The 25,533-nt window shown below is 61.7% G+C and carries 25 protein-coding genes; 14 read left to right on the plus strand and 11 right to left on the minus strand.

Features of this window, described 5'->3' with window-relative positions:
- Nucleotide 1: 1 nt before the first annotated feature.
- Nucleotides 2-1,288, minus strand: a complete 1,287-nt coding sequence (locus M0654_RS21495) for a dihydroorotase (protein WP_248684847.1) — start codon at nt 1,286-1,288, stop codon at nt 2-4.
- The gene (locus M0654_RS21500) at nt 1,285-2,223 is read right to left on the minus strand and encodes an aspartate carbamoyltransferase catalytic subunit (protein ID WP_118849308.1); all 939 of its coding nucleotides are present in this window, start codon (nt 2,221-2,223) and stop codon (nt 1,285-1,287) included. Before M0654_RS21500 ends, M0654_RS21495 begins: the two co-directional genes overlap by 4 nt.
- Before the next feature lie 122 nt (nt 2,224-2,345).
- On the opposite strand from M0654_RS21500, the gene M0654_RS21505 reads away from it, so the two are divergent.
- Nucleotides 2,346-3,998, plus strand: a complete 1,653-nt coding sequence (locus tag M0654_RS21505) for an acyl-CoA dehydrogenase family protein (RefSeq protein WP_248684848.1) — start codon at nt 2,346-2,348, stop codon at nt 3,996-3,998.
- Here the strand turns inward: M0654_RS21505 and M0654_RS21510 are convergent.
- Complete coding sequence (locus tag M0654_RS21510) at nt 3,980-4,915, minus strand: AEC family transporter (protein ID WP_248684849.1); 936 nt, start codon at nt 4,913-4,915, stop codon at nt 3,980-3,982. The genes M0654_RS21505 and M0654_RS21510 overlap by 19 nt on opposite strands.
- A gap of 182 nt (nt 4,916-5,097) precedes the next feature.
- On the opposite strand from M0654_RS21510, the gene M0654_RS21515 reads away from it, so the two are divergent.
- From M0654_RS21515 to M0654_RS21525, 3 genes are all read left to right on the plus strand, one after another.
- Nucleotides 5,098-5,742: a TetR/AcrR family transcriptional regulator gene (locus M0654_RS21515; protein WP_248684850.1), complete on the plus strand. Its 645-nt coding sequence runs from the start codon at nt 5,098-5,100 to the stop codon at nt 5,740-5,742.
- A 122-nt stretch (nt 5,743-5,864) separates the two neighbouring features.
- Nucleotides 5,865-6,035, plus strand: a complete 171-nt coding sequence (locus tag M0654_RS21520) for a hypothetical protein (RefSeq protein WP_199925215.1) — start codon at nt 5,865-5,867, stop codon at nt 6,033-6,035.
- Nucleotides 6,032-6,352, plus strand: coding sequence for a DUF6105 family protein (locus M0654_RS21525; protein ID WP_118849312.1), 321 nt, complete (start codon nt 6,032-6,034; stop codon nt 6,350-6,352). Before M0654_RS21520 ends, M0654_RS21525 begins: the two co-directional genes overlap by 4 nt.
- On the opposite strand, the gene ruvX is transcribed toward M0654_RS21525, so the two are convergent.
- Nucleotides 6,301-6,783: a Holliday junction resolvase RuvX gene (ruvX, locus tag M0654_RS21530; RefSeq protein WP_248684851.1), complete on the minus strand. Its 483-nt coding sequence runs from the start codon at nt 6,781-6,783 to the stop codon at nt 6,301-6,303. The two genes, M0654_RS21525 and ruvX, sit on opposite strands and share 52 nt — an antisense overlap.
- A 115-nt stretch (nt 6,784-6,898) precedes the next feature.
- On the opposite strand from ruvX, the gene M0654_RS21535 reads away from it, so the two are divergent.
- The 3 genes from M0654_RS21535 (at nt 6,899) to gatA (ending at nt 9,547) form a co-directional block, all read left to right on the plus strand.
- Nucleotides 6,899-7,603 carry a metal-dependent hydrolase gene (locus M0654_RS21535; protein ID WP_248684852.1) on the plus strand — a complete coding sequence of 235 codons (705 nt, stop codon included), beginning with the start codon at nt 6,899-6,901 and terminating at the stop codon, nt 7,601-7,603.
- A 110-nt stretch (nt 7,604-7,713) separates the two neighbouring features.
- Complete coding sequence (gene gatC, locus M0654_RS21540; RefSeq protein ID WP_248684853.1) at nt 7,714-8,001, plus strand: Asp-tRNA(Asn)/Glu-tRNA(Gln) amidotransferase subunit GatC; 288 nt, start codon at nt 7,714-7,716, stop codon at nt 7,999-8,001.
- A 64-nt stretch (nt 8,002-8,065) separates the two neighbouring features.
- On the plus strand, nt 8,066-9,547 hold the full coding sequence (gene gatA / locus M0654_RS21545) for an Asp-tRNA(Asn)/Glu-tRNA(Gln) amidotransferase subunit GatA (RefSeq protein ID WP_248684854.1): 1,482 nt from the start codon (nt 8,066-8,068) through the stop codon (nt 9,545-9,547).
- A gap of 75 nt (nt 9,548-9,622) precedes the next feature.
- On the opposite strand, the gene M0654_RS21550 is transcribed toward gatA, so the two are convergent.
- A complete protein-coding gene (locus M0654_RS21550) occupies nt 9,623-9,880 on the minus strand; it encodes a YjhX family toxin (RefSeq protein WP_248684855.1) in 258 nt (85 codons plus the stop codon).
- Nucleotides 9,881-10,145: 265 nt separating this feature from the next.
- On the opposite strand from M0654_RS21550, the gene M0654_RS21555 reads away from it, so the two are divergent.
- From M0654_RS21555 to M0654_RS21575, 5 genes are all read left to right on the plus strand, one after another.
- Nucleotides 10,146-10,655 (plus strand): GNAT family N-acetyltransferase, encoded by a 510-nt coding sequence (locus M0654_RS21555; protein WP_248684856.1) that lies wholly within the window; start codon nt 10,146-10,148, stop codon nt 10,653-10,655.
- A gap of 98 nt (nt 10,656-10,753) precedes the next feature.
- Nucleotides 10,754-12,256 (plus strand): Asp-tRNA(Asn)/Glu-tRNA(Gln) amidotransferase subunit GatB, encoded by a 1,503-nt coding sequence (gatB, locus tag M0654_RS21560; protein WP_118849320.1) that lies wholly within the window; start codon nt 10,754-10,756, stop codon nt 12,254-12,256.
- Between the two features lie 4 nt (nt 12,257-12,260).
- Nucleotides 12,261-12,764: a GNAT family N-acetyltransferase gene (locus M0654_RS21565; protein ID WP_248684857.1), complete on the plus strand. Its 504-nt coding sequence runs from the start codon at nt 12,261-12,263 to the stop codon at nt 12,762-12,764.
- 134 nt (nt 12,765-12,898) lie between these two features.
- Nucleotides 12,899-13,297, plus strand: coding sequence for an NADH:ubiquinone oxidoreductase subunit NDUFA12 (locus M0654_RS21570; protein WP_118849322.1), 399 nt, complete (start codon nt 12,899-12,901; stop codon nt 13,295-13,297).
- A gap of 77 nt (nt 13,298-13,374) precedes the next feature.
- Nucleotides 13,375-13,806 (plus strand): DUF2155 domain-containing protein, encoded by a 432-nt coding sequence (locus M0654_RS21575; RefSeq protein ID WP_248684858.1) that lies wholly within the window; start codon nt 13,375-13,377, stop codon nt 13,804-13,806.
- 3 nt (nt 13,807-13,809) lie between these two features.
- On the opposite strand, the gene aat is transcribed toward M0654_RS21575, so the two are convergent.
- The 6 genes from aat to M0654_RS21605 form a co-directional block, all read right to left on the minus strand.
- Entirely contained in the window at nt 13,810-14,427 is a 618-nt protein-coding gene (aat, locus tag M0654_RS21580) for a leucyl/phenylalanyl-tRNA--protein transferase (protein ID WP_248684859.1), read from the minus strand.
- 11 nt (nt 14,428-14,438) lie between these two features.
- Nucleotides 14,439-15,785 carry an acetyl-CoA carboxylase biotin carboxylase subunit gene (accC, locus tag M0654_RS21585; protein ID WP_248684860.1) on the minus strand — a complete coding sequence of 449 codons (1,347 nt, stop codon included), beginning with the start codon at nt 15,783-15,785 and terminating at the stop codon, nt 14,439-14,441.
- A 5-nt stretch (nt 15,786-15,790) separates the two neighbouring features.
- A complete protein-coding gene (gene accB, locus M0654_RS21590) occupies nt 15,791-16,252 on the minus strand; it encodes an acetyl-CoA carboxylase biotin carboxyl carrier protein (protein WP_248684861.1) in 462 nt (153 codons plus the stop codon).
- A gap of 29 nt (nt 16,253-16,281) precedes the next feature.
- Complete coding sequence (aroQ, locus tag M0654_RS21595) at nt 16,282-16,719, minus strand: type II 3-dehydroquinate dehydratase (RefSeq protein WP_118849327.1); 438 nt, start codon at nt 16,717-16,719, stop codon at nt 16,282-16,284.
- A 124-nt stretch (nt 16,720-16,843) separates the two neighbouring features.
- On the minus strand, nt 16,844-17,602 hold the full coding sequence (locus M0654_RS21600; protein WP_118849328.1) for a DsbA family protein: 759 nt from the start codon (nt 17,600-17,602) through the stop codon (nt 16,844-16,846).
- A 283-nt stretch (nt 17,603-17,885) separates the two neighbouring features.
- Nucleotides 17,886-20,936 (minus strand): Rne/Rng family ribonuclease, encoded by a 3,051-nt coding sequence (locus M0654_RS21605; protein ID WP_248684862.1) that lies wholly within the window; start codon nt 20,934-20,936, stop codon nt 17,886-17,888.
- Between the two features lie 660 nt (nt 20,937-21,596).
- On the opposite strand from M0654_RS21605, the gene M0654_RS21610 reads away from it, so the two are divergent.
- Nucleotides 21,597-22,805 (plus strand): N-acetylmuramoyl-L-alanine amidase, encoded by a 1,209-nt coding sequence (locus M0654_RS21610; RefSeq protein ID WP_248684868.1) that lies wholly within the window; start codon nt 21,597-21,599, stop codon nt 22,803-22,805.
- Nucleotides 22,806-23,055: 250 nt separating this feature from the next.
- Nucleotides 23,056-25,512 carry a penicillin-binding protein 1A gene (locus M0654_RS21615; protein ID WP_248684863.1) on the plus strand — a complete coding sequence of 819 codons (2,457 nt, stop codon included), beginning with the start codon at nt 23,056-23,058 and terminating at the stop codon, nt 25,510-25,512.
- Nucleotides 25,513-25,533 lie beyond the last annotated feature (21 nt).

Consider the following 25,533-nt stretch of genomic DNA (forward strand, 5'->3'; position numbering starts at 1 on the left):
CTCAAAGAGAATAGACGCATTTGCCGGCGACGTAGGTCGCAACGGCCCGACCGGAAAAACGAGCCTTCTCGAATGGCGTGTTCTTCGAGCGCGAGAGAAGCATATCCTCCGACACGATCCAAGGCTCTTCGAGATCAATCAGGGTGATGTCTGCCTTGGCGCCCGGCTTCAGCGTGCCGGCATCGAGCCCGAAGATCTGCGCGGGACGCGTCGACATGGCGTCGATCAGCCGCATCAGCGGCACGCGGCCGTCATGATGAAGGCGTAGGGCGGCAGCGAGCATGGTCTCGAGCCCGATCGCCCCGTCGGCTGCGTCGGCAAACGGCAGGCGCTTGGTGTCGACATCCTGCGGATCATGCGAGGAAACGATGATGTCGATCGTGCCATCCGCCACGGCATCCGCCATGGCAATGCGATCTTCTTCACGGCGCAGCGGCGGCGCGAGCTTGAAGAAGGTCCGGTATTCGCCAATGTCGTTCTCGTTGAGCGACAGGTGGTTGATGGACACGCCGCAGGTAACGTTGGCGCCGCGCGAGCGGGCAGTTTTCATCGCTTCGGCGGACTCGGCGACCGAAATCTTCGCTGCATGGTACTTGGCGCGGGTGAGGGCTGCGATGCGCAGGTCGCGCTCGAGCGGAATGATTTCCGCTTCCTTCGGCACGCCTGACAGGCCAAGCCAGCTTGCAAACAGGCCTTCGTTCATCACGCCGTTGCCGAGGTACTTTTCGCGCAGCTCGAGCGATATCACCGAGTCGAACTCACGCGCATAGGTCATGGCGCGGCGCAGGAGCAGGCTGTCCGACAGGCCGTGGCGGCCGTTGGTGAAGGCGACGGCACCGGCATGCTTCAGCAGCCCGAGTTCGGTCATTTCCGTGCCCGCGAGCCCTTTGGTCAGGGCAGCCGCGGGATAGATGTTGATTGCCGCCTTGTCACGGGCCGTCTTCTGCACGAACTCGATGAGCGCGATATCGTCCAGCACAGGATCGGTGTCGGGCATCATGATCATCGAAGTGGTACCACCAGCCGCTGCCGCACGCGCAGCAGACTCGATCGTCTCGGTATGTTCGGCGCCGGGTTCTCCGACATGCACCTGCGCATCGACAAGGCCGGGCGTGGCAACAAGCCCGCTGCAGTCCTTGACGGTGGCGCCTTCCGGTACGCCCTGGTTCTGTGCGTCACGCCCGGCGGCGAGCACGCGGCCATCGTCGCCGATGATGATCGTGCCGGTCTCGTCCAGATTGCGGGACGGATCGATGATGCGAAGGTTGTTGAGGACGGTGGCAGTCATGCGCGCTCTCCGTCATTGGAGGTCAGCAGGGTTTCCATGACGGCCATGCGGACCGCGACCCCCATCTCGACCTGTTGTTCGATGACGCTCTGCGGACCGTCGGCGACTTCCGAGGCAATCTCGACACCGCGGTTCATGGGGCCGGGGTGCATCACAAGCGCATCCTCCTTTGCCGCCTTCAGCTTTTCGGCGTCGAGGCCGTAGAAGCGGAAGTATTCCCGCACCGAAGGCACGAAGGCGCCGGCCATGCGCTCTCGCTGGAGGCGCAGCATCATCACGACGTCGGCGTCCTTCAGGCCTTCTTCCATGGAGTGGAAGACCTCGACGCCCATATCGCGGATGCCGGAGGGAAGCAGCGTCGAGGGTGCGACGACGCGGACGCGCGCGCCCATGGCGTTCAGGAGCAGGATGTTGGATCGCGCCACACGCGAATGCAGCACGTCGCCGCAGATCGCCACGATGATGCGCGAAAGCTTGCCCTTGGCGCGGCGGATGGTGAGCGCGTCAAGCAGCGCCTGGGTCGGATGCTCATGCTGGCCATCGCCGGCATTCACCACCGAACAGGCAACCTTCTGCGCCAGAAGCGCTGCAGCACCTGCGGACGAGTGTCGCAGCACCAGCACGTCGGGACGCATGGCATTGAGCGTCATCGCGGTGTCGATCAGCGTTTCGCCTTTCTTCACCGAGGAGTTGCCGACCGACATGTTCATGACGTCGGCGCCGAGGCGCTTGCCCGCGAGCTCGAACGAGGATTGCGTTCGCGTCGAGGCTTCAAAGAAGAGATTGATCTGGGTGAGGCCGCGCAGGGTGGACGTCTTCTTTTCCCGCTGGCGGGAAATCTTCACGGCCTCGTCGGCCTTGTCGAGAAGAAGAGTGATGTCCTGTTCGGTGAGACCCTTGATGCCGAGGAGGTGGCGGTGGGGGAAGAAGACCATAAGTCGTGTCTCCGCTTGCGTTCGGCGGTCTATAAGGTGTGACGAAAAGGGCGGCAAGCGAATGCACGGGAAATTTGCGACATCCCACTGCAATTTGCAGAGAAACCGGCTAGAAGCGGTGCATGAACCAGATGTCGCGCGCCGAAGAAAAATTCGCAAAACTGAACCAGCCAGAACCGTGGTCCGGCATCAATGCCTATCGATCGGATCCGCTCGTCGTTGATCTGACGAGCACGCTTAACCGAACGATCCGCGAAGAATATGACCAGCTTGGCAGATATGTCACCTCGCCGGAAGCGCAGGAACTGGCGCGGATGGCGAACGAGAGCCCGCCGAAGCTGAAGACCCATGGACCGCGCGGCGAACGGCTCGATACGGTAGAGTTCCACCCGGCATGGCATGCGCTGATGCGCCGGTCGATGCAGGCCGGGCTTCATTCGTCCGTCTGGGAAAGCCTTCCGGAAGCCAAGGGGCACGAGCACAAGGCACGGGCGACGCGTTTCTACCTGACGTCGCAGCTTGAATGCGGGCATCTTTGCCCGCTGACGATGACCAGCGCCTCGATCGCGGCCCTGATGGCTTCGCCGCGGGTCCAGAAGGAATGGGCGCCAAAGATCCTGTCGCGCAAATACGATTCGACGAACCGCCCGGCGCTGCAGAAGAACTCCGTCACGCTCGGGATGGGCATGACCGAAAAGCAGGGCGGCACAGATGTCCGCGCCAACCGCTCGACCGCCGAGCGCGTCGGCGAGGGCATCTACCGGCTTTCCGGCCACAAGTGGTTCATGTCGGCGCCGATGAGCGACGGTTTTGTTATGCTCGCCAAGACGGCCGAGGGGATCGGCTGCTTCCTGGTGCCGCGCCTGCTCGAGGACGGGACCGCGAACGGCCTGCAGTTCCAACGCCTGAAGGACAAGCTCGGCAACCGCTCCAATGCCTCGTCGGAGGTTGAGTTCAGTGATGCCTTCGGCTTCCTGCTCGGCGAGCCGGGTGCTGGCATCCGCACCATCCTGGACATGGTGACGCTGACGCGGCTCGATTGTGCCCTGGCGTCTGCCGGCATCATGCGTGCCTCGCTGGCAGAGGCCGTGCACCACACGCGTGGCCGCAGCGTCTTCGGCAACAAGCTCATCGACCAGCCACTGATGACGCGCGTCCTGGCCGACATGGCGCTTGATGTCGCTGCCGCAACGGCACTTGCCTTCCGGCTTGCCGATGCCTTCGATCGTGCCGCAAGCAGCCAGACGGACGCAGCCTTTGCGCGCGTCATGACGCCGGTCATCAAATACTGGAACTGCAAGATCGCCCCGTCGCTGATCTATGAAGCGATGGAATGCCTTGGCGGCAACGGTTACGTCGAAGAGCGACCGATTGCCCGCCACTACCGCGAAGCCCCAGTCAATGCGATCTGGGAAGGCTCCGGCAATGTGATGGCGCTCGACGTGCTGCGCGTCCTGTCGCGCGGCAGGGACCTGTTCGAGACGGTGCTTGCCGGCTTCGAGCGTGATCTCGGTCCTTCGGGCAAGAAGACGGTCGAGGTGCTGCGCGCCGCAATGGCACTCTGCGAATCGGATGAAGGTGCAGCACGGCTTCTGGTCGAGCAACTGGCGCTTGCCGCAGGCGCCGCCGAACTGATGCGGCTTGGTGCGGGCAAGATCGCCGATGCTTTCCTCGAAACGCGGCTGGCCGGCGGCTGGCGCTCGACCTACGGCATGCTCGATTCCCGCTTCGACGCCCGTTACATCGTGGATCTGCTTTATCCGCCGGCGACCTGAGCGGTCACTGCCATCACCACCGGGATCGTCAGGAATGACGCCACGACCTGCAGCGTTGCCGTAGCAGCGTAGAGGTCGGCGTCACCGTTCAGCTGCTTTGCCAGCAGGTAGCCATTCATGGCGGTGGGGACCGAAGCGCTGAGCGCCAGGAGCACGAGCCCGTCGCCGGAAATCCCGTAGAGCGAGCCGACCGCGACTGCCACGATCGGGAAAACGATGAGTTTGAGGCCAACGCCGACAAGCGCGGCGGCCCGCGGCTTCAGCGCATCTGCAACGCGCAAGCCGGCACCGACGGTGATGAGGCCGAGGCTGAGCGACGCCTGCGACAGGAGTTCCACCGTCTTCATCAGCGGCGCAAAGATCGGGATGCCGCTGACGTTCACGAGGATGCCGGCGAGCGTTGCGATGATCAGCGGGTTCGTGACGACGCGGTACAGGATCGCGAGATAGTTGCGCTCGCGGCCTGAAAACCAGAGCAGCACGGTGACATTGATCAGGTTGAGCGGAATGATGATCGCCGCCATCACGAGGCCGACCGTCAGCAGCCCTTCCGCGCCATGGGTATTGGCTGCAATTGCAAGCGCGATGAACGCATTCCAGCGGGTCGCTGTCTGGAACACCGAGGTGAACGCCGGTCCGCTGGTGCCGGCATTGCGAAACAATGGCCAGGCGAGCAGCAGGCCGCCCGACATGATGAGCACCGCGCCGATCGCCGCGATGCTGACGCTCAGGTTTCCGAGATTGGCAAAATCGGCCTTCGCCATCGTCATGAACAAGAGGGCAGGGAAGAGCACCCAGTAGCTTAGCTGCTCAAGTCCGTCCCAGACGCTGCGGTTGATCACCGGCGTGCGCTTGAGCCCCATGCCGAGAAGCACGAGCAGGAAGATCGGGAGGATGCTTTGGAAGACGATGAGCATATGGGAAGAAATGTTGGAGGCAGGTGCACTGTCGTTAGTCTTACCCGGCGGTGAGCGCAATGCTGCGGCGGTAAATCAGCGGATGCAGGCCGGCAATTCTGTGCATCGCCTTCCCCACCTGCTTGCGGCGCCCCCGGCACCCCACTATCGCGGTTAACAATCAAGACTCGGACAGGTTAACCATGCTGCAGATCCCGGAACTTACTGCTCACCAAGCCAGTGCACCCAAGGTCAGGAACCGCGCAGGAACCGAGCGCGCGATTTTTTTGGCGGCGCGGGATCTTCTGGCCGAGCAGGGTTTCCAAGGCTTCGGCATCAATGCGGTGGCCCGGCGGGCCGGTTGCGACAAACAACTCATCTATCGCTACTACGGAGGCCTCGATGGTCTGATCGAAGCCATCGGCAACGATCTCGGCACCTGGGTGAAGGACAAGATCCCCGAAGACACCGGCGGCATGTTCCTGCTCACCTATGGCGACCTCATGGAAAAGCTTTCCACCTATTTCATGGAGGCGCTGCGCGACGATCCGCTGGTCTGCAAGATCGTTGCCTGGGAGGTGTCGCAGGATACGCCGCAGGTACGCCGTCTGGCCGAAGCGCGCACCAAGGCCCTTGGCAAGTGGCTGGACCGGATGAAGGGCTCGCTGACGCCGCCGAAGGGCGTCGATGCTGCCACGACCAATGCCATGCTGTTTGCCGCGATCCAGCACCTGGTCATCTCCGCTGCCGTCAGCGGCCAGTTTGCGGGCGTGCCCTTGAAGACCGAGAAGGACTGGGAAAAGGTGGCCGCAACGCTGCGCCGCCTGGTGCGTGCCATCTACGGCTGACCGCTTTTCCACAGGCACGCCTCCCGCGTTAACCATGTTGACCGGTTTGCATTGCCCCGAACCTCGCGCGCCTTAAGTTGATTAACGAATTGTTAACCACGACAGTCGCCGGACCGAGGTGAATGGGAACTGCTCTCAAAGATCATGCATTGCTGGTGGTCATGACGACGCTCTTTGCGATGCTGGCGCTGGATATTTCCGTTCCCGCCGTGGTCTTGAGCCTGATGGCATTGTCGAGATGGCTCATCCTTCCGGAGATGTATCCGGTCGAGTCGAGGAGAAGAACCGCATGAAGTGGTTTGTGATTTTGTGGGCAGGCCCCGTGCTGCTGCTGTCCAGCTGGTACGGGCTTTCCTATTACGACATGAGCTTCGGCTTCTTCATGTTGACGCGCCACACCCACGACCTCGTCTTCACCATCTACGGCAACATCCTCGGCATTCCACCGGAGACGATCCCGCCGCTGGTGGCCCGCGCGATCGCCTTCGACAGCCTGATCGTCTTCGCCATCATTGCATTCCGCAAGCGCAAGGCAATTGCCGCCTGGTGGCGCCGCCGTCAGGCGTCACGCTCTCTCGCCAGTGAAGAAAGCCTGTCGAGCGCGCCCTGAAGAATGAAGCTCGCAGCGGCCGAATCGATCCGGTCCGCCCGCTTGGCGCGCGATACGTCCATCTCCAGCAGTGCACGCTCCGCGGCCACCGTCGACAAACGCTCGTCCCAGAACACGAAGGGGAGGTCGGTCTTTTCCGACATCGACCGCACGAAGGCACGGGTCGCCTGGACGCGTGGGCCCGATGAGCCGTCCATGTTGACCGGCAGCCCGATGATGAAGGCCGCCACCTTTTCTTTCTCCGCAAAGGCGAGCAGGGTCGCCGCATCCTGCGTGAACTTGACGCGCTTGATCACCGGTCGCGGGGAGGCGAAACGGCGACCGAGATCCGACATGGCAAGCCCGATCGTCTTGGTGCCAAGGTCCAGGCCCGCAACGGCTTCACCTGGACGCAGCGCCGCCGCAAGTTCCTCGATCGTCATTACCGTCATATGTGGTCGTCCTGCATTCGGATAAACGCATCTCGCGCTGCCTGGGGACTTCCCTTTAGCGGCATCGCGGCTATCTGTCAGGGGCACTTAGTCTTTATACTAGAGGAGTATTTCCATGAAGATCACCTGGCTTGGGCACTCCGCCTTCCGGATCGAGACGGCGAAGGCGAAAATTCTGATCGACCCGTTCTTCACGGGAAACCCCGCTTTCTCGGGCCAGGACGCCAAGGCCGCGGCTGAAGGCATCACCCATATCCTTTTGACGCATGGCCACGGCGACCATGTCGGCGATACCGTCCAGCTTGCCCGCGAGAGCGGTGCCACGGTTCTCGCCAATGCCGATCTGGCAGCTTGGCTCGGCAGCAAGGGTGTCGCCAAGCTCGAAATGGGCAATACCGGCGGAACGATCAGTTTCGACAGCTTCACCGCAACCTTCACCAACGCGCTGCATTCCTCGGCCCAGATCACCGAGGACGGGGTGTCGCATGCGCTGGGTAATGCCAACGGCCTGATGCTGCATTTCGAGGACGAGCCGTCGATCCTCCACATGGGCGACACGGACATCTTCTCCGACATGGCGCTGATCAACGAACTGCACCAGCCAGACATCGGCATCGTGCCGATCGGCGATCGCTTCACCATGGGCGGCGCCGTTGCAGCGCTCGCTTGCCAGCGCTTCTTCGACTTCAAGCACGCCATCCCGTGCCACTACGGCTCCTTCCCGATCATCGACCAGACCCCGGAGAAGTTCGTCAAGGGTATGGAAGGTTCGCGCACGCGGGTCGAGACGCCGGCCGTCGGGGGCAGCCTCAGCTACTGATCAACTCACCACTCAAGTGGCGCACCGCGGTGATTTGCGGTGCGCTGCCTGTTGCGGGAACCGGATGGCGCCATTATAGCGGTAGAAAATTTCTCGCCTGGAGTTGCACCATGTCCGTCAATCTCGCCATCGTAAAGCGCGTCGCGCGCCTTGCCCGCATTGCGGTTACCGAGGAAGATGCCAATCGCATGGTCGGCGAACTGAACGGCATTCTCGGGTTCGTCGAACAATTGAACGAGGTCGATGTGACCGGCGTCGAGCCGATGACATCGGTCACCCCGATGCAGATGCGCAAGCGTACTGATGATGTCACCGATGGAGACAAGGCCGCCGACGTGGTGGCCAATGCCCCGGTGACCGACAACAATTTCTTCCTTGTGCCGAAGGTCGTCGAGTGAGCGCTTCCGTTCAGGAAGCCGCCGCCAAGCCTCCCGCCTGTTTCAAGAACCATTGAAGATGACCATGACCGAACTCACAAGCCTCACCATTGCCGAAGCCCGCGAGAAGCTGAAAGCCAAGGAAATCACCTCGGTCGAGCTCACCGAGAGCTACCTGAAGGCCATTGACGCGGCGAACGAGGCGCTCAACGCCTATGTGACCGTGACGCCGGAAAAGGCGCTGGAAATGGCCAAGGCTTCCGACGCGCGCCGCGCATCGGGGACGGTCGGCGCGCTTGAAGGCATTCCGCTCGGCATCAAGGACCTGTTCGGCACCAAGGACGTCCACACCCAGGCCTGCTCGCACATTCTCGATGGCTTCAAGCCGAAATATGAATCGACCGTCACCCAGAACCTCTGGGACGATGGAGCGGTCATGCTCGGCAAGCTCAACATGGACGAGTTCGCCATGGGCTCCTCCAACGAGACGTCCTATTACGGCCCGGTCATCAACCCCTGGAAGGCTGAAGGCTCCAACCAGCAGCTCGTGCCGGGCGGTTCCTCCGGTGGTTCGGCTGCAGCCGTTGCCGCGCACCTTTGCGCCGGCGCGACCGCGACCGACACGGGCGGCTCGATCCGCCAGCCGGCCGCCTTCACCGGCACGGTCGGCATCAAGCCGACCTATGGCCGCTGCTCGCGCTGGGGCGTCGTTGCCTTTGCTTCGTCGCTCGACCAGGCTGGCCCGATTGCCCGCGACGTGCGCGACGCCGCGATCATGCTGAAGTCCATGGCCTCCGTGGACGCCAAGGATACGACCTCGGTTGACCTGCCGGTGCCGGATTACGAGGCCTCGCTTGGCCAGTCGGTAAAGGGCATGAAGATCGGCATTCCCCGCGAATACCGCCTGGACGGCATGCCGGAAGAGATCGAAGCGCTTTGGCAGAAGGGGATCGCCTGGCTGAAGGAAGCCGGTGCCGAGATCGTCGACATCAGCCTGCCGCACACCAAATACGCGCTGCCGGCTTATTACATCGTGGCCCCGGCTGAAGCTTCGTCGAACCTCGCTCGTTATGACGGCGTGCGCTACGGCCTGCGTGTCGACGGCAAGGACATCGTCGACATGTACGAGAAGACGCGTGCTGCCGGCTTCGGCCAGGAAGTGAAGCGCCGCATCATGATCGGCACCTATGTTCTGTCGGCCGGTTATTATGACGCTTATTACCTGCAGGCGCAGAAGGTTCGCACGCTGATCAAGCGCGATTTCGAAACCGTCTTCGACGCTGGTATCGATGCGATCCTGACGCCGGCAACCCCGTCGTCCGCCTTCGGTATCGCCGACGAGAACCTTTCCGCCGATCCGGTCGCGATGTACCTGAACGACATCTTCACCGTGACGGTCAACATGGCAGGCCTGCCGGGCATTGCCGTTCCCGCCGGCCTCGACAAGAAGGGCCTGCCGCTTGGGCTTCAGCTGATCGGCAAGCCGTTCGAGGAAGAGACGCTGTTCCGCACGGCGCATGTCATCGAACAGGCCGCCGGCAAGTTCACGCCCACCAAATGGTGGTAACAAGACAAGCGATCTCGTGAGAGAACGCAATTCGGAATGAAGAAAGGCGGCACCCTGGGTGCCGCCTTTTTGCGTTCAGCGATTGTCCTGCTCGGACCTCACCAGCACCAAACCTCTTTCGGTGATTCGGTACGGCCGTCCGCCCTGGGACTTGATCGCCTTCTTTTGCTTGAGCTTGCGGAAGGTAATGAGGTCGAGGCCGGAAAATGCCCAGCCCTCGCGAGTGATGAGCTGCAACTTTTCGATCTTGCGGTTGTCGTCACGGGTGAGTTCGATCCTGCCGCCCTGGGTGAGCAGGTGTAGGATGCGCTGTTCGGCGCGCGAAATGTCCATTGTTCTTGTGTCCGGAGAAGCGCTCGTGCGAGCGCGCAAAAACGTTTCCGGCGCGGCAAGCGCCGGGGCGGTCGTTTTTGTCTGGGCCGGTGCGCTGCTTGGGCGGCCGGCCCCTCAGCGGGCCTCTCGGGACGAGAACATCAAAACTCCATCAGGACAACGGGACTCGAACTAGGATGCTTTGGGGAAATCGTCAAGCGGTGGGGCCGCCGCTGGTCAAAGCCAAAGCGCAATGCTTTACTGCTCGGGCAAACAAGGGGGCGCCATGGGCACGATCCGCAACGCGCGTGAAGATGAAGTCGATGCGCTGGCGGAAGTCGGCTTCCGGTCCTGGGAAAAGGCCATGGCCGCCATTGGCGAGATGAACAGCATGCGCGAAGGCGCACGTTCGGCCTTCCTGAACTTCACCCGCTCGTCCTGGCTGACGATCACCGTCATTGAACGCGGCGGCCTGCTGGCCGGCTGGGCAGCGCGCGAGAAGCTCGATGAGCTGATTTCCGATTTCTGGGTCGATCCGGCTTATCAGGGGCAGGGGCTCGGGAAACTGCTCCTCGCTGAAATCGAGGCGGAGATCCTGCACCAGGGTTTTGATGTGGCACGGGTCGAGACACATGCGCAGAACAGCGAGGCGATCGGCTTCTTCGAGAAGCACGGCTACTCGCTGAAATGGCTGACCGTCACCTATTCGCCGAAGATCGATCGCGATGTTCAGTCCGTGGGGCTGGCGAAGGAACTCGTCCAGCCTGATCTCGGCGTCTATGGCGCAAGCTTCTAGCGCGTTCCGCATGCGTCAAGTGGTCGGTTAAGCTTGCGCCTGTGCGCCATTTGCTCTACCTCCAGAACACCTATCCGAGACCATATCACGAGCATCAGATGACTATTGTCGACGTCCGCACGCCCGATCCGAAACGCTTGATTCCCGGCGCCACTGGCGACTGGGAAGTGATCATCGGCATGGAAGTGCACGCGCAGGTCCTGTCGAAGTCCAAGCTCTTTTCAGGTGCTTCCACCGAATTCGGCAAGCCCGCCAATTCCAACGTATCGCTCGTCGACGCAGCCATGCCCGGCATGCTGCCCGTCATCAACGAGGAATGCGTGAAGCAGGCTGTTCGCACCGGGCTTGGCCTGAAGGCGGCGATCAACAAGCGCTCCGTCTTCGACCGCAAGAACTATTTCTATCCCGACCTGCCGCAAGGCTATCAGATCTCCCAGTTCAAGGACCCGATCGTCGGCGAAGGCAAGATCGTCATCTCGCTTGGTCCAGATCGTCAGGGCCAGTTCGAGGACATCGAGATCGGCATCGAGCGCCTGCACCTGGAACAGGACGCCGGCAAGTCGATGCACGACCAGCATCCGACCATGTCCTATGTCGACCTCAACCGTTCGGGCGTGGCGCTGATGGAGATCGTCTCGAAGCCCGACATGCGCTCCTCGGACGAAGCCAAGGCCTACATGACCAAGCTTCGCTCCATCGTGCGCTACCTCGGCACCTGTGACGGCAACATGGACGAAGGCTCGATGCGCGCCGACGTCAACGTTTCCGTCCGCCGTCCGGGCGAGCCCTTCGGCACGCGCTGCGAGATCAAGAACGTCAACTCCATCCGCTTCATCGGCCAGGCGATCGAATATGAGGCGCGTCGCCAGATCGGCATCCTTGAGGATGGCGGCACGATTGACCAGGAAACTCGCCTGTTCGACCCGAACAAGGGCGAGACGCGTTCGATGCGCTCCAAGGAAGATGCGCACGACTATCGTTATTTCCCCGACCCGGACCTGCTGCCGCTCGAATTCGACGATGCCTTCATCGCCGAACTTGCCGAGCACTTGCCGGAACTGCCGGACGACAAGAAGGCCCGCTTTGTTCGCGAACTGGGGCTGTCGGTCTATGACGCTTCGGTGCTGGTTTCGGAAAAGGCTATTGCCGATTATTTCGAGGCCGTGGCCGAGGGCCGCGACGGCAAGATGGCCGCAAACTGGGTCATCAACGACTTGCTGGGCGCCTTGAACAGACTCGGCAAAGACATTGAAGAGACTCCGGTTTCGCCCGCCCAGCTTGGCGGCATCATCGACCTCATCAAGGCCGAAACCATCTCCGGCAAGATCGCCAAGGACCTCTTCGAGATCGTCTTGAACGAAGGCGGCGACCCCGCGGAGATCGTCGAAGCCCGCGGCATGAAGCAGGTGACCGACACCGGCGCGATCGAGAAGGCAGTCGACGAGATCATCGCCGCCAACCCGGATCAGGTCGCCAAGGTGAAGGCGAAGCCCACGCTCGCCGGCTGGTTCGTCGGCCAGGTGATGAAGTCGACCGGCGGCAAGGCAAATCCGCAGGCCGTCCAGGCGCTCGTCAAGGCGAAGCTGGGGATCGAGGAGTAGGCCCATGGTCTACTTCGTCCGCACCGCAGGAGAAGAGGACGTGGAGAAAATCCGCGTCCTGCTGGCAGAGACCTTCCACGCCACCTACGATCCGTTCTACGGCGCAGACAAGGTGGCGCAGATGGTGCGCAGTTGGCACTCGGCCAACGCCATCCGGGCGCGGATCCAGAAGCGGGACGGGGAATTCCTGGTTGCCGACGACGGCAAGGAGATCGGCGGCATGGGGTTTGCCGCCATGTATCCGAAGATGGCTAAGACGGCGATGCTGCACCAGCTCTACGTGAAGCCATCGTGCCAGAACGAGGGCATCGGTCGCGACATCTTCGCCGAGTTGGAAAGCTGCTTCCCGGATGCCGAGATCATGCGGGTAGAAGTGGCGCTGGAGAACAAGCGCGCGCTTTCCTTCTATGAGCGACTGGGTTTTGTCGAAGTCGACCGCATGGCGGAGTGTGGTGCCCCCAATTCCGGCCTGCCGGCGGTGATCATGGAAAAGCGGCTGGCTGTCTGAGGGCGGATGCCTATATGACCTTCAAATGACATGGACTTGCCCCGGAATCGCTGGACATCCGCGCCTGCAGGCGGCATAAGCGGGGCAAAGTCAAAGCGCTTACCTAACCTGCTTTCGAAGCTGACGGACCGATCATGAAAAACTTGTTGTTGCAGATCTTCACCTGGTGGAACGGACAGACGATCGGTACGCGGTTCTTCACCTGGCGCCACGGCAAGAAGGTCGGCGAAGACGAATTCGGCAACATCTATTACGAAGGCCCGATGACGTCCTGGGGCAAGCCGCGCCGCTGGGTGATCTACAAGAACTACGCCGAGGCTTCCGCGATCGCTCCGGGCTGGCATGGCTGGATGCACTACCGCACGGATGTGCCGCCGTCGCAGGAAACCTACACGCCGCGCGAATGGCAGAAGCCGCACAAGGAAAACCTTACGGGCACGCCGCTTGCGTACCGTCCGAAGGGTTCGCTGGCCGCTACCGGTGAGCGTCCGCGGGTGACCGGCGACTACGACGCCTGGACGCCCGGGAACTGAGCGGCCCGGGTCGCACCGGTTTTGCCACAATCCACCTCTAGCTCTCAAAGCCAGTAACGGCCGCAGCGGGACGCAGTATGGGTTTGCCAACGTCTTATCTTCGCAAGTACCTGCTTGGCAGTGTCATCGCCCTGTCGGCGGCGTTTGCGGCGGATGGCGTGTCTGCTGCCCGCATCTCCAATGCCGTTGCAGTGTTCAAGGGCATCGACAAGATCACCGGCCGCATCACCACTTTTGACGTCTATGTCGATGAAACAGTGCAATACGGCGCACTGCAGGTGACGCCGAAGGTCTGCTACTCGCGTGACGAAAGCGAAGCGCAGCGGGTGGACGGCTTCATCGAGGTGGACGAGATCACCCTTGATCGCAAGATCCGCCGCATCTTCTCCGGCTGGATGTTCGCCGACAGCCCAGGCCTCAACGCCGTGGAACACCCGATCTACGACATCTGGCTGACGGGTTGCAAACAGGAATCGGACGTTCCGCCGCCAAGCAGCGCGAGCAACTGACGCTCAGAAGCGCCTGTGCGGCAGGTCGACGGCCTCGCGCAGCAGCTTCAGGTAATCATCCTTGGCAATATCGATCGCGCCGAACGTCTTCAGGTGTTCGGTGGTGAACTGCGTGTCCAGGAGGATGAAGCCGTGCGCCTTGAGGCGCTCGACGAGGTGCACGAGGCAGATCTTCGAGGCGTTCGTGCGCCGGGAGAACATGCTCTCACCAAAGAAGGCCGCACCAAGCGACACGCCGTAAAGCCCGCCAACCAGTTCATCGCCCTCGAACGCTTCGACGCTGTGCGCGTGTCCCATCTTGTGGAGGTTGCCGTAGAGGCGTCGGATCGTGGAGTTGATCCAGGTGCTCGGCCGGTCAGGTACCGGTTCGGCGCAGGCGGCGATCACCTCATCGAACGCGGTATCGAAGCGGATGTCGAACGGCCGACGGCGGACCGTTCTCGCGAGGCTTTTTGACACGTGAAAGCTGTCGAGTGGCAGGATGCCGCGCACTTCGGGCTCGACCCAGAAGATCTCCGGGTCGTCTGCCGATTCCGCCATTGGGAAGAGACCGATGGAATAGGCGCGCAACAGGATGTCCGGTGTAATCGCCGGATAATATTTGCCGCGTCGCCCAGCCATCTAAGCCCTTCTTAGTGCGCCTTGTCTCCGGCCAGGTAGTGTTCCAGCCAGTGGATGTCGTAGTCGCCGTTGGCGATATCCGGATTGTCGACCAGGTCCTGGAACAGGGGCAAGGTCGTCTTGATGCCATCCACGACAAACTCGTCCAGAACACGACGCAGGCGCATCATGCATTCGACGCGGGTGCGACCGTGGACGATCAGCTTGCCGATCAAGCTGTCGTAGTAGGGCGGGATCTTGTAGCCAGCATAGGCACCCGAATCGACTCGTACGCCAAGGCCACCGGGGGCATGGAAATGCGTGATCGTGCCCGGCGACGGGACAAAGGTCCGCGGGTCCTCAGCATTGATGCGGCATTCGATCGCGTGACCGTGGAAGACGATGTCTTCCTGCGACACGGACAGGCCACCGCCAGAAGCGACGCGGATCTGCTCGTGCACGAGGTCGATGCCGGTGATCGCTTCGGTAATCGGATGCTCCACCTGCAGGCGGGTGTTCATTTCGATGAAATAGAACTCGCCGTTTTCGTACAGGAACTCAATCGTACCGGCACCGCGATACTTGAGCTTCTTCATCGCGTCGGCGCAGATCTGGCCGATCTTCATGCGCTGGTCGACGTTGAGGGCAGGGGAGTTGGCCTCTTCCCAGACCTTCTGGTGGCGGCGCTGCAGCGAGCAGTCACGTTCGCCCAGATGGATGGCGTTGCCCTCACCGTCGCCGACGACCTGGATTTCGATGTGGCGCGGCTTGCCGAGATACTTTTCCATGTAGACGGCATCGTTGCCGAATGCTGCAAGCGCTTCCGAACGGGCCGTGGAAACGGCTTCTTCGAGATCCGCTTCGTTCTTGGCGACCTTCATGCCGCGTCCGCCACCGCCGGCCGTTGCCTTGATGAGCACCGGAAAACCGATCGTGCGGGCAATCTCCAGAGCGTTCTCCGGCTTCACTTCGCCATCAGAACCCGGAACAACGGGAATACCGAGTTCCTGGGCGGTCTTCTTGGCGGTGATCTTGTCACCCATGATACGGATGTGCTCGGCCGTCGGGCCGATGAAGGTGATGCCGTGCGCTTCGAGGATCTCGGCGAACTTGGCGTTCTCCGACAGGAATCCGTAGCCGGGATGCACCGCATCCGCGCCGGTGATTTCGCAGGCAGCGACGATCTGGTGGATGTTCAGATAGCTTTCGCGCGACGGAGGCGGGCCAATGCAGACGCTTTCGTCGGCTAGGCGCACATGCATCGCATCCGCATCAGCCGTGGAGTGGACGGCAACAGTCGCGATGCCGAGCTCCTTGCAAGCCCGCAGGACACGAAGCGCGATCTCGCCACGGTTGGCAATGAGGATCTTCGAAATCATGGGCCTTACTCGATGATGACGAGGGGCTGGCCAAACTCGACCGGCTGGGAATCGTTGACCAGGATCTCGGTCACCTTGCCGGCACGCGGCGAGGGGATCTGGTTCATCGTCTTCATCGCTTCGATGATGAGGAGCGTCTGGCCTTCCTTGACCATCGTGCCGACTTCTACGAAGGCGCGGGCGCCAGGAGCCGGAGCAAGATAGATAGTGCCGACCATGGGAGCGGTCACGGCATTCTTGTTGTCGGCAGCGGCAACCGGGGCCGGGGATGCTGCTGCAGGTGCAGCGGCGGCAGGAGCGAAGGAAGGAGCGACTGGCGCCTGAACATACTGGGTCGCGCCCTGGCGCGACACGCGAATACGCAGGTCGTCCTGCTCGACCTCGATTTCCGTGAGGTCGGTATCGTTGAGGATGTTCGCTAGGTCGCGGATCAGTCCCTTGTCGATCCCGTTCTTCTTCTCAGACATGGCAAATCCTGTTTGTGTTGTTTATCGTGTCAGGCACTAAGGGAATTCAGGGCGTTGAGCGCCAGAACATAGCTCTGGATGCCGAAGCCGCAAATCACGCCCTTGGCCGCTGGAGCGATCGCCGAGTGGTGGCGGAAATGCTCGCGTGCGTGGACGTTCGAGATATGAACTTCGATCACCGGAACGGAGATGGCCTTGATCGCATCGTGAAGCGCAATCGAGGTGTGCGTGTAGGCGCCCGCATTGATGGCGACGCCGATAGCCTTCTCGCTTGCCTCATGAAGCCAGTCGATCAGGACCCCTTCGTGGTTGCTCTGGCGGAAGTCGACAGTCAGACCCAATGCCGCGCCGGCCGCGACGCATTCGTTCTCGACATCCTTGAGCGTATTGCCGCCATAGATGCCCGGCTCGCGTTTCCCAAGCATGTTGAGGTTCGGGCCATTGAGGACGAAGACCGTCTTGTTCATCGGCTATCTTTTGTTCCATCCTGAAGTTCAGCGGCCACCTATAGACCGGTGAGAACGCAAGGGAAAGCCCTGAAGCGCCGAAAGGCGCGCCAGTCCCCTACTGGATAGAGCTTGAGGCGGGAAGTTAGCAGGTGGCCTTGCCGCAGGCGCGGACATTGGCGACCTTCGGCTCGAGCGCATCCACCCCCTGGGCGCCGAAGACAGCTTCGTCACCGACGACATAGGTCGGCGTGCCGGTGATGCCGATTGCGGTCGCGAGCTCGTAGGCTTCGCGAACGATGTCGTCGTTCGGGTTTTCGGCCATCGACTTGCGGATATCGGCTTCATTCAACCCGAGCGACGAAGCAACAGCGATCGCGGACTTCTCGGATGCGTGCGATTGGCCCATGAGCTCCTGGTGGAACTCGGCATACTTGCCGGGCGCGAGAAGCCGGACGGCATTCGCAACACGATGGGCGGCAAGTGAGTCAGGACCGAGGATCGGGAACTCCTTCAGGACGAAGCGGATGTTCGGGTCCTTCTCCAGAAGTTCGTTCATGTCCGACAGCGCGCGTTTGCAGTAGCCGCAATTGTAGTCGAAGAATTCTACCACGGTGACGTCGCCCTTCGGGTTACCGAGCACGACGTCGTTTGGTGAGGTGAAGATCGCCTGCTTGTTGTCAGCGATGCCCTTGGTCGACATGGCCGTGCGCTGCGAGGCCTGTTTGGCCTGCAGGGCATCCTGCACCTCAAGAAGGATTTCCGGGTTCTGCAGCAGGTACTCGCGGATGAACGCGCCCATTTCCTGCTTCTGCTGTTCATCGATGGCGAGCGCCGGCGCCGCATGGGTGAAGGCAAGAGCGAGCATGGAGCCGGCGGCAAGGGTCTTGAACAGGCGGGTCATTCACTTCCTCGTTGGTGTGCATGGCAGCGCCGAAGCAGGCTGCGTCGTGTCGCGAGCTTAGGCTATTCGACCGGCCTGCAAAACCGGAAACTGTTTTGATCGCTGCGAACCCGGCATCAATTGTTCGTGGAGGAGAGGGAAACTGCCGTTACCTCCCAGAGACTTAGCGGCGGCGATTGAATCAAACTGGCAACAACTTGAATCAGTTTGCGAAGGGGGCGGGAACTCCGGCAACAAAAAAGGCCGCCCCGAAAGGCGGCCTTTAGATCACGTTTATTGGCTATCAGAAGAAGCCGCGACGCTGCCACCAGCCGGCCTTCTTCGGCTTCGGCGGCTCGCCATCACCTTCCGGCGCGGCGGTCGGCTCGGAGCTCTTCACTACTGCCTCGGTCGAGGAAGAGATGTTCGATGCGCGGTTGGCGCGAACCGGCTTGGCTTCTTCGCTGGCGTCAGCCGCTGGCGCTTCAGCAGCAGGCTCGGCGGGAGCGGCCGGCTCTTCGCCGAGTGCTGCATCAACCTGGTCCACGACTGCCTCCACAGGCGCTTCGGGAGCGGCGGCATCGGTGGCGACCGGTGCTTCGGTTGCCGGAGTTTCGGTTGCTGGCGCTTCCACGGCAGCGGCCTCTGCGGCGGCTGCGGCCTTGCCACGACGAGCACGGCGGGGCTTCGGCTTGGTCTCTTCGGCAACAACCGCGTCGGCCTCCGAAGGAGCCTCCGCAGCCGCTGTTTCGAGCGGAGCTTCCGTTTCAGCGGCGACTTCCGTTTCGGCTACAGCGCTTTCGGTTGCGGCAGCACCTTCATTGCCTTCGCCTTCATTATCGCCGTCTTCGGCTTCGGAAGCGTTCAGTTCGCTGCCTTCCTCACCATTGCGGTTGCGGCGGCCACCACGCTTGCCGCGACGGCGACGCTTGCGGCGGTTGCCTTCATCGCCTTCTTCACCCGGTGCGGCTGCGGCGGACGCGTCTGCGTCAGCGGTGGTTTCGGATGCATCGTCCTCGCCTTCGGCGTCGTCTTCATCGCTGTCCGCCATGTCGTCGCCAGATGCCTGGGCGGTATCACCTTCTGCGCCACGCTCGCCGCCATTGCGGTTGCGACGACGCCGGCGGCGCTTACGCTTGCGGTTTCCGTCTTCACCCTGGGCGCGATCCTGAGCAGCCTGCTGCGGCTGTGCCGGTGCGAGCTCTTCTTCGTCCTCGTCCTCCTCCTCGAGGATGACGTCATCATCCTCGTCTTCGACGGGCATGGAGGCGAATGGAACAAGGGTCTCGATCTTCACCGGGTTCTCGACCGGCTCGCCCTTGTCGATTGCAAAATGGGCGGCGCCGACGCTGACATCAGACTCGATGTAGATCGAGACGCCGAAGCGGTTCTCGTAATCGACGATAGAAGCGCGCTTCTGGTTGAGCAGGTAAAGCGCGATCTCCGGCGTCGTGCGCACGGTGATGTCGTGGGTGGTGTTCTTGAGCAGGTATTCCTCAACGCCGCGCAGAACGTGCAGGCCGATCGACGACTGCGAACGAACGTGGCCGGTACCGCCGCAATGGCTGCAGACCTGCGTCGTCGATTCCAGCACCGAGGCGCGAATGCGCTGGCGCGACATTTCGAGGAGGCCGAAATGGGAGATGCGGCCGACCTGGATGCGGGCGCGATCGTTTTTCAGGCAGTCCTTCAGCTTCTTCTCGACAGCGCGGTTGTTGCGCTTTTCTTCCATGTCGATGAAGTCGATGACGATGAGGCCGGCAAGGTCGCGCAGGCGCAACTGGCGCGCCACTTCCTCGGCCGCTTCCAGGTTCGTCTGGAGTGCAGTGTCCTCGATCGAATGCTCGCGGGTCGAACGGCCCGAGTTGACGTCGATTGCGACGAGCGCTTCGGTCTGGTTGATGATCAGGTAACCACCAGACTTCAGCGTCACCTGCGGCTGCAGCATGCGGTCAAGCTGCGCCTCGATGCCGGAGCGCGAGAAGATCGGGTGGATGTCGCGATAGGGCTGAACCACCTTGGCGTGGCTCGGCATCAGCATCTTCATGAAGTCTTTGGCTTCACGATAGCCTTCTTCGCCCGAGACGATGATCTCGTTGATGTCCTTGTTGTAGAGGTCGCGGATCGAACGCTTGATCAGCGAACCTTCTTCATAAACGAGGCACGGCGCAGTCGAGTTGAGCGTCAGCGTGCGGACATTTTCCCACAGGCGCATCAGGTATTCGAAGTCACGCTTGATTTCGACGCGGGTGCGGTTTGCACCGGCGGTGCGCAGGATAACGCCCATGCCCTGCGGAACGTCGAGCTCGCGGGCGACTTCCTTCAGGCGCTTGCGGTCCTGCGGCTGGGTGATCTTGCGCGAAATGCCGCCGCCACGAGCCGTGTTCGGCATCAGGACGGAGTAACGGCCGGCAAGCGACAGGTAGGTCGTCAGGGCTGCGCCCTTGTTGCCGCGCTCTTCCTTGGCGACCTGAACCAGCAGGATCTGGCGGCGCTTGATGACTTCCTGGATGCGGTACTGCTTGCGCGGCTTGCGGACAACGCGATCCGGAACCTCTTCCATGGCGTCTTCGGCGCCAACGGATTCGATTTCTTCCTTTTCGTGATGGTCGTCTTCGTCCTCGTCGTCATCATCGGACGGCCGGCGCGCGCTGACTTCTTCCGAGATCGAATCGGTCTCGACCATTGCTGCCATTTCGCCGGGCTTGGAATCGTCCTCGTCCGAACCGGAGGTGTCGCCTTCAGCCGGAGCTTCGGATCCGGTGGTTTCTGCAGCAGCAGCCTCATTTGCCTGGGCTTCAACTGCCGGCGCTTCCTCGGCTACGGCTTCAACCGCCTTCTTGCGGGAGCGCGTACGCTTCGGCTTCGCCTTGGGCTTTTCTTCTTCCTGGGCGGCGGCTTCTTCACCCGGGCTTGCTTCGGCAGCCTCGGCACCGGCTTCGCTGGCCTGGTCTGCCTGGGGCGCTGCTTCTACCTGGGGGGCGGGGGTGATGCCAACGTCCGGCTGTTCTTCCTGGGCGAGATCGACCACCGGGTCGGCGCCTTCGGCTTCTGCAATCTTGCGCTGGTCTTCCGCTTCCTGCTGCATCAGGGCCTGACGGTCAGCGAGCGGGATCTGGTAATAGTCCGGGTGGATTTCGGCAAAGGCAAGGAAACCGTGCCTGTTGCCGCCGTAATCAACGAACGCCGCCTGGAGCGACGGTTCAACTCTGGTTACTTTTGCGAGATAGATGTTGCCGCGTATCTGCTTCTTATGTTGCGACTCGAAATCGAACTCTTCGATCCGGTTGCCGCGAACGACGACTACCCGCGTCTCCTCTTCGTGAGACGCGTCGATAAGCATTTTGTCTGCCATTGAAATTCTGCTCCTCGGCGCAGGCGAGGAAACGCGAACAGGCCCGCCGTGAAGGCAGGCTTGTCATGCGAACGGGTCGCTGCGCCGGATAAAGATGTTCCCGCAGGACCTGCCCATTGCAGCAACCCGAAGATTGACGGGGCTCCTCGCTCCCTCAGTCCCTTCAGGTTATAGATTTTGTGCCGCAACATCGAAGACCAACAAGAAAGACAATACGAAGGCCGAAAGGCCCGATGAGTGTGCTCCAAACGAGCGTTGGATGGCGTGCCATCCGGGATTTCACCGGCCACCGCCGGACGTGATTCAGTATCAGGAGAAAGTGTAACGACGGCGGATGACTGTCGGTCGTCGGCGCCCGGTCCATAAGTGGCTGGCAGCCTATCGGCAGACTATCCCGTCAACACTTTTACCCTCGTTCGCGTTGTATGGTTTATCTGTCACATTGGCAAGGGAAAAGCCAAGTCGGCCATATTCTGGATGGAATTGCTCGGCTTATCCTCGTCTGAAATTGGATAATGATTCGCGATGTTTCCGGCAAATGGGGTGCCGTGGACATGGCATCGCGGGTACTCATATCTTGCGGACGGGACTTTCGATGAGAATGACATCTTGAGCGGGCGCGACGGGACGGGTCTCTTCGGGCAACTCGCGACAACCTCGATGGTCGGTACAGCGCGAATCACCGCGGCACTCCTTGTCATAGTCGCGGCGCTTCTGCTTGCGCTTGCTCCGGTACACGCGACGACGATCGCGCCCCCGTTGCTTGCGTACGGCGCACGGGTGGCCGGGGACGATACCCGCACGCGAATCGTCGTGGAGTTCGAGAAGAAGCCGGACTTCTCCGTCCACTATGTCGGCAACCCGGAACGGGTGATCGTGGACCTGCCAGCGACCGCCTTCGGATTCCCGGCCGAAGATCTCGGCGCACGTGGGCTGTTCAAGGACATTCGCTACGGGACGATGGACGAGACGAGCGCCCGGATTGTGCTGACGGCAACGAAACCGGTGAAGCTGGTGCTGGCCGAGGTGCAGGAGAACGACAACGGCAGTTATCGGCTGGTACTCGATGCGGAGATGACCTCGAAGGAGGTCTTTGCCAACCTCGTCAGGACGCAGGACTGGTCGACGCCATCGGCCGAGACGCCAGATCCGCTGGTCTCGTCGCAAGGCGACAGTGTCTTCACCGTTGCGGTCGATGCCGGACATGGCGGAATCGACGCTGGCGCAACCGGTATCGGTACGAAGACGCCCGAGAAGACCATCACGCTCGCATTCGCGAAGATCCTGGCGGAGCGGTTGAACAAGCTGCCGGGCACCAAGGCCTTTCTTACCCGCGACGACGATACCTTCCTGTCGCTCTCGGAGCGCGTGACGCGCGCCCGGCAAGGCCATGCCGACCTCTTCATCTCATTGCACGCCGATACGCTGAACCAGCGCGATATCCGCGGGGCCACCGTCTATACCCTTTCCGACAAGGCCTCCGACCGCATGGCGGAAAACCTCGCGGCGCGCGAAAACCTGTCCGACCAGCTTGCAGGCTTCAGCATCGAGAGCGGTCCTCCGGAGGTCGCCGACATCCTGCTCGATCTCGCCCGCCGCGAGACGCAGGCTTTCTCCTCGGCGCTCGCTTCGCACGTGGTGGAATCATTTGAAGGGCAGGTAGCCCTCATCAACAACCCGCACCGTTACGCCAGTTTCCAGGTTCTGCGGGCGCCCGACATCCCTTCCGTGCTTCTGGAACTCGGCTTCCTGTCCAACCCGGACGACGAGAAGCTTCTCCTTGATGATTCCTGGCGCATCAAGGTCACCGACCGCATTGTTGATGCCGTGCGCCGCTATCGGGAGCGCGCTGTCGCCAACGGTGGATAGTGCGACTGGGAGGTCGCAATGGTGTTGCTTGCGCCACGCTTCGATGCTGAAGGCCTTTCACAAGCGTTGATAGCGCGCCGAGAGCCCTATTTTACTCACATTCAACCGGTTACTCGCTGAAGCTAACACGCAGGTGATCGCAGACGATTGATCTTCTCCGCCTTGCACAGCCGCAACCACCGTGCAAAACGCGTTAAATCATGCCATGGTGATCCATGCGCCGAATGAAAGCTGAACGGTAGCTCAGACAATGATCAGACTGATTGGGTATTTCTTTGGACTGGCTTGCGTCCTCTTCCTGGTCGTGGCCGCCGGCGTTGGTATCTACCTCGCCGGTATGACCAAGGACTTGCCGAATTACGAGGTTCTTGCCTCGTATGAGCCGCCTGTTGCGACGCGCGTGCATGCCGGCAATGGTGCGCTGATGGCTGAATATGCTCGCGAACGGCGCCTGTTCTTGCCGATCCAGGCCGTGCCGGATCGCGTCAAGGCAGCTTTCCTGTCGGCGGAAGACAAGAACTTCTACAACCACCCGGGCGTGGATATCACCGGTCTCGCCCGCGCGATCGTGTCCAACATCCAGAACCTCGGGTCGGGCCGCCGCCCGGAAGGCGCGTCCACGATTACGCAGCAGGTGGCGAAGAACTTCCTCCTGACCGCCGACCAGACGATCGACCGCAAGGTGAAGGAAGCGATTCTCTCCTTCCGCATCGAGCAGACCTATTCCAAGGACAAGATCCTCGAGCTTTACCTCAACGAGATCTTTTTCGGCCTTAATTCCTACGGCATTGCCGGCGCGGCACTCACCTATTTCGACAAGTCGGTAACGGAACTCACCACGGCAGAAGCCGCCTACCTGGCAGCCCTTCCGAAGGGGCCCGCGAACTACCATCCGTTCCGCCGCGAGAAGGCAGCGCTCGAGCGCCGCAACTGGGTCATCGATCGCATGGCCGAGAACGGCTACATCACCCAGTCGGATGCCGACGAGGCCAAGAAGCAGCCGCTTGGCGTGAACCCGCGCCGCTCGGGCATCCACCTGTTTGCCTCTGACTATTTCTCCGAGGAAGTCCGTCGCCAGATCATCGAGCGTTACGGCGACAAGTCGCTTTACGAAGGTGGCCTGTCCGTCCGCACCTCGCTCGACCCCGAATTGCAGGTCATCGCCCGCAAGGTGCTGCAGGAAGGGCTTGTTGAGTACGACCAGCGCCGTGGTTTCCACGGTCCGGTTGCGCAGATCTCGATGGTCGGCGACTGGGGTCCCGAACTTGCCAAGGTGTCGGGCCTGCGGGACGTTCCCGAATGGAAGCTTGCGGTCGTCATTGACGTGACGCCGCAGTCGGTCAGCATCGGCCTGCAGCCATCGACGGATGGTGCCGGCAAGGTCGACCCTGCGCGCGAAGCCGGCACGATCGACGCCGACGACATGAAATGGGCCTTCCGCGACGCCACCGACAAGCGCAAGACCGCAAAGTCGCCGGAAGGCGTCTTGAACCGCGGCGATGTCATTTATGTCGAACTGATCGACGAGGCTGCGAAGAGCTATCGCCTGCGCCAGCCGCCGAAGGTTCAGGGCGGGTTTGTCGCCATGGATCCGAACACCGGTCGTGTTCTCGCCATGGCAGGCGGCTTCTCCTACGCGCAGTCTGAGTTCAACCGCGCCACGCAGGCCATGCGCCAGCCGGGCTCATCCTTCAAGCCGTTCGTCTACGCTGCGGCGCTCGACAATGGGTACACGCCGGCATCGGTTATTCTTGACGCACCGATCGAGATTGTCTCCGGCGGCCAGGTCTGGCGCCCGGACAACTACGGTGGCAATTCCGGCGGTCCTTCGACGCTGCGCACCGGTATTGAAAAGTCACGAAACCAGATGACCGTGCGCCTTGCGCAGGACATGGGCATGGAACTGGTTGCCGAATATGCCGAGCGTTTCGGCATCTATGACAAGATGCTGCCGGTGCTCGCCATGTCCCTCGGTTCGGGTGAGACCACCGTCATGCGCATGGTCTCGGCTTACGCCGTGCTCGCCAATGGCGGAAAGCAGATCAAGCCAACGGTGATTGACCGCATCCAGGACCGTTACGGCAAGACGATCTTCCGTCACGAAGAGCGTAATTGCGACGGCTGCAACGCCAACGCCTGGAACAACCAGGAAGAACCGACCGTGGTGGATACCCGCGAGCAGGTTCTTGATCCGATGACTGCTTACCAGATCACCTCGATGATGCAGGGCGTCGTCCAGCGCGGCACGGCGGCCGGCAAGATCCCGGTGAAGGACCGTGACGTCGCTGGCAAGACCGGCACCACCAATGACGAGAAGGATGCCTGGTTCGTCGGCTACACCCCGAACCTCGTGGCCGGTCTCTACATCGGTTACGACACGCCGGCGCCGCTTGGCCACGCTGGTACGGGCAGCGGGCTCGCAGCGCCGATCTTCGGCAAGTTCCTGGAAGAAGCCGCAAAGCTGACGCCAGCCGAGAAGTTCCACGTTCCGGAAGGCATGCAACTGGTTGCCGTCAACCGCAAGACCGGCATGGGCGCCATGGAAGGCGAGCCGGATACCATTGTCGAGGCCTTCAAGCCCGGCACCGGTCCGGCGGATGTCTTCCAGGTCATCGGCGACGGCGAATATATGACCCAGGACCAGATCTTCTCGCACTCGCCGCAGGCGCAGCAGGCGGTGACCTCCGGCATGCCGGGGCTGTTCTAAGGCTTCCCGAGCCAATTCGAC

The organism is Neorhizobium turbinariae, from assembly GCF_023223505.1.
GTDB lineage: Bacteria > Pseudomonadota > Alphaproteobacteria > Rhizobiales > Rhizobiaceae > Neorhizobium > Neorhizobium turbinariae.

What these genes read in the sequence shown, in the direction of transcription:
- M0654_RS21495 (WP_248684847.1), bottom strand. Translation starts at nt 1,288, where the DNA reads ATGACTGCCACCGTCCTCAACAACCTTCGCATCATCGATCCGTCCCGC.
- M0654_RS21500 (WP_118849308.1), bottom strand. Translation starts at nt 2,223, where the DNA reads ATGGTCTTCTTCCCCCACCGCCACCTCCTCGGCATCAAGGGTCTCACC.
- M0654_RS21505 (WP_248684848.1), top strand. Translation starts at nt 2,346, where the DNA reads ATGAACCAGATGTCGCGCGCCGAAGAAAAATTCGCAAAACTGAACCAG.
- M0654_RS21510 (WP_248684849.1), bottom strand. Translation starts at nt 4,915, where the DNA reads ATGCTCATCGTCTTCCAAAGCATCCTCCCGATCTTCCTGCTCGTGCTT.
- M0654_RS21515 (WP_248684850.1), top strand. Translation starts at nt 5,098, where the DNA reads ATGCTGCAGATCCCGGAACTTACTGCTCACCAAGCCAGTGCACCCAAG.
- M0654_RS21520 (WP_199925215.1), top strand. Translation starts at nt 5,865, where the DNA reads ATGGGAACTGCTCTCAAAGATCATGCATTGCTGGTGGTCATGACGACG.
- M0654_RS21525 (WP_118849312.1), top strand. Translation starts at nt 6,032, where the DNA reads ATGAAGTGGTTTGTGATTTTGTGGGCAGGCCCCGTGCTGCTGCTGTCC.
- ruvX (WP_248684851.1), bottom strand. Translation starts at nt 6,783, where the DNA reads ATGACGGTAATGACGATCGAGGAACTTGCGGCGGCGCTGCGTCCAGGT.
- M0654_RS21535 (WP_248684852.1), top strand. Translation starts at nt 6,899, where the DNA reads ATGAAGATCACCTGGCTTGGGCACTCCGCCTTCCGGATCGAGACGGCG.
- gatC (WP_248684853.1), top strand. Translation starts at nt 7,714, where the DNA reads ATGTCCGTCAATCTCGCCATCGTAAAGCGCGTCGCGCGCCTTGCCCGC.
- gatA (WP_248684854.1), top strand. Translation starts at nt 8,066, where the DNA reads ATGACCGAACTCACAAGCCTCACCATTGCCGAAGCCCGCGAGAAGCTG.
- M0654_RS21550 (WP_248684855.1), bottom strand. Translation starts at nt 9,880, where the DNA reads ATGGACATTTCGCGCGCCGAACAGCGCATCCTACACCTGCTCACCCAG.
- M0654_RS21555 (WP_248684856.1), top strand. Translation starts at nt 10,146, where the DNA reads ATGGGCACGATCCGCAACGCGCGTGAAGATGAAGTCGATGCGCTGGCG.
- gatB (WP_118849320.1), top strand. Translation starts at nt 10,754, where the DNA reads ATGACTATTGTCGACGTCCGCACGCCCGATCCGAAACGCTTGATTCCC.
- M0654_RS21565 (WP_248684857.1), top strand. Translation starts at nt 12,261, where the DNA reads ATGGTCTACTTCGTCCGCACCGCAGGAGAAGAGGACGTGGAGAAAATC.
- M0654_RS21570 (WP_118849322.1), top strand. Translation starts at nt 12,899, where the DNA reads ATGAAAAACTTGTTGTTGCAGATCTTCACCTGGTGGAACGGACAGACG.
- M0654_RS21575 (WP_248684858.1), top strand. Translation starts at nt 13,375, where the DNA reads ATGGGTTTGCCAACGTCTTATCTTCGCAAGTACCTGCTTGGCAGTGTC.
- aat (WP_248684859.1), bottom strand. Translation starts at nt 14,427, where the DNA reads ATGGCTGGGCGACGCGGCAAATATTATCCGGCGATTACACCGGACATC.
- accC (WP_248684860.1), bottom strand. Translation starts at nt 15,785, where the DNA reads ATGATTTCGAAGATCCTCATTGCCAACCGTGGCGAGATCGCGCTTCGT.
- accB (WP_248684861.1), bottom strand. Translation starts at nt 16,252, where the DNA reads ATGTCTGAGAAGAAGAACGGGATCGACAAGGGACTGATCCGCGACCTA.
- aroQ (WP_118849327.1), bottom strand. Translation starts at nt 16,719, where the DNA reads ATGAACAAGACGGTCTTCGTCCTCAATGGCCCGAACCTCAACATGCTT.
- M0654_RS21600 (WP_118849328.1), bottom strand. Translation starts at nt 17,602, where the DNA reads ATGACCCGCCTGTTCAAGACCCTTGCCGCCGGCTCCATGCTCGCTCTT.
- M0654_RS21605 (WP_248684862.1), bottom strand. Translation starts at nt 20,936, where the DNA reads ATGGCAGACAAAATGCTTATCGACGCGTCTCACGAAGAGGAGACGCGG.
- M0654_RS21610 (WP_248684868.1), top strand. Translation starts at nt 21,597, where the DNA reads ATGGTCGGTACAGCGCGAATCACCGCGGCACTCCTTGTCATAGTCGCG.
- M0654_RS21615 (WP_248684863.1), top strand. Translation starts at nt 23,056, where the DNA reads ATGATCAGACTGATTGGGTATTTCTTTGGACTGGCTTGCGTCCTCTTC.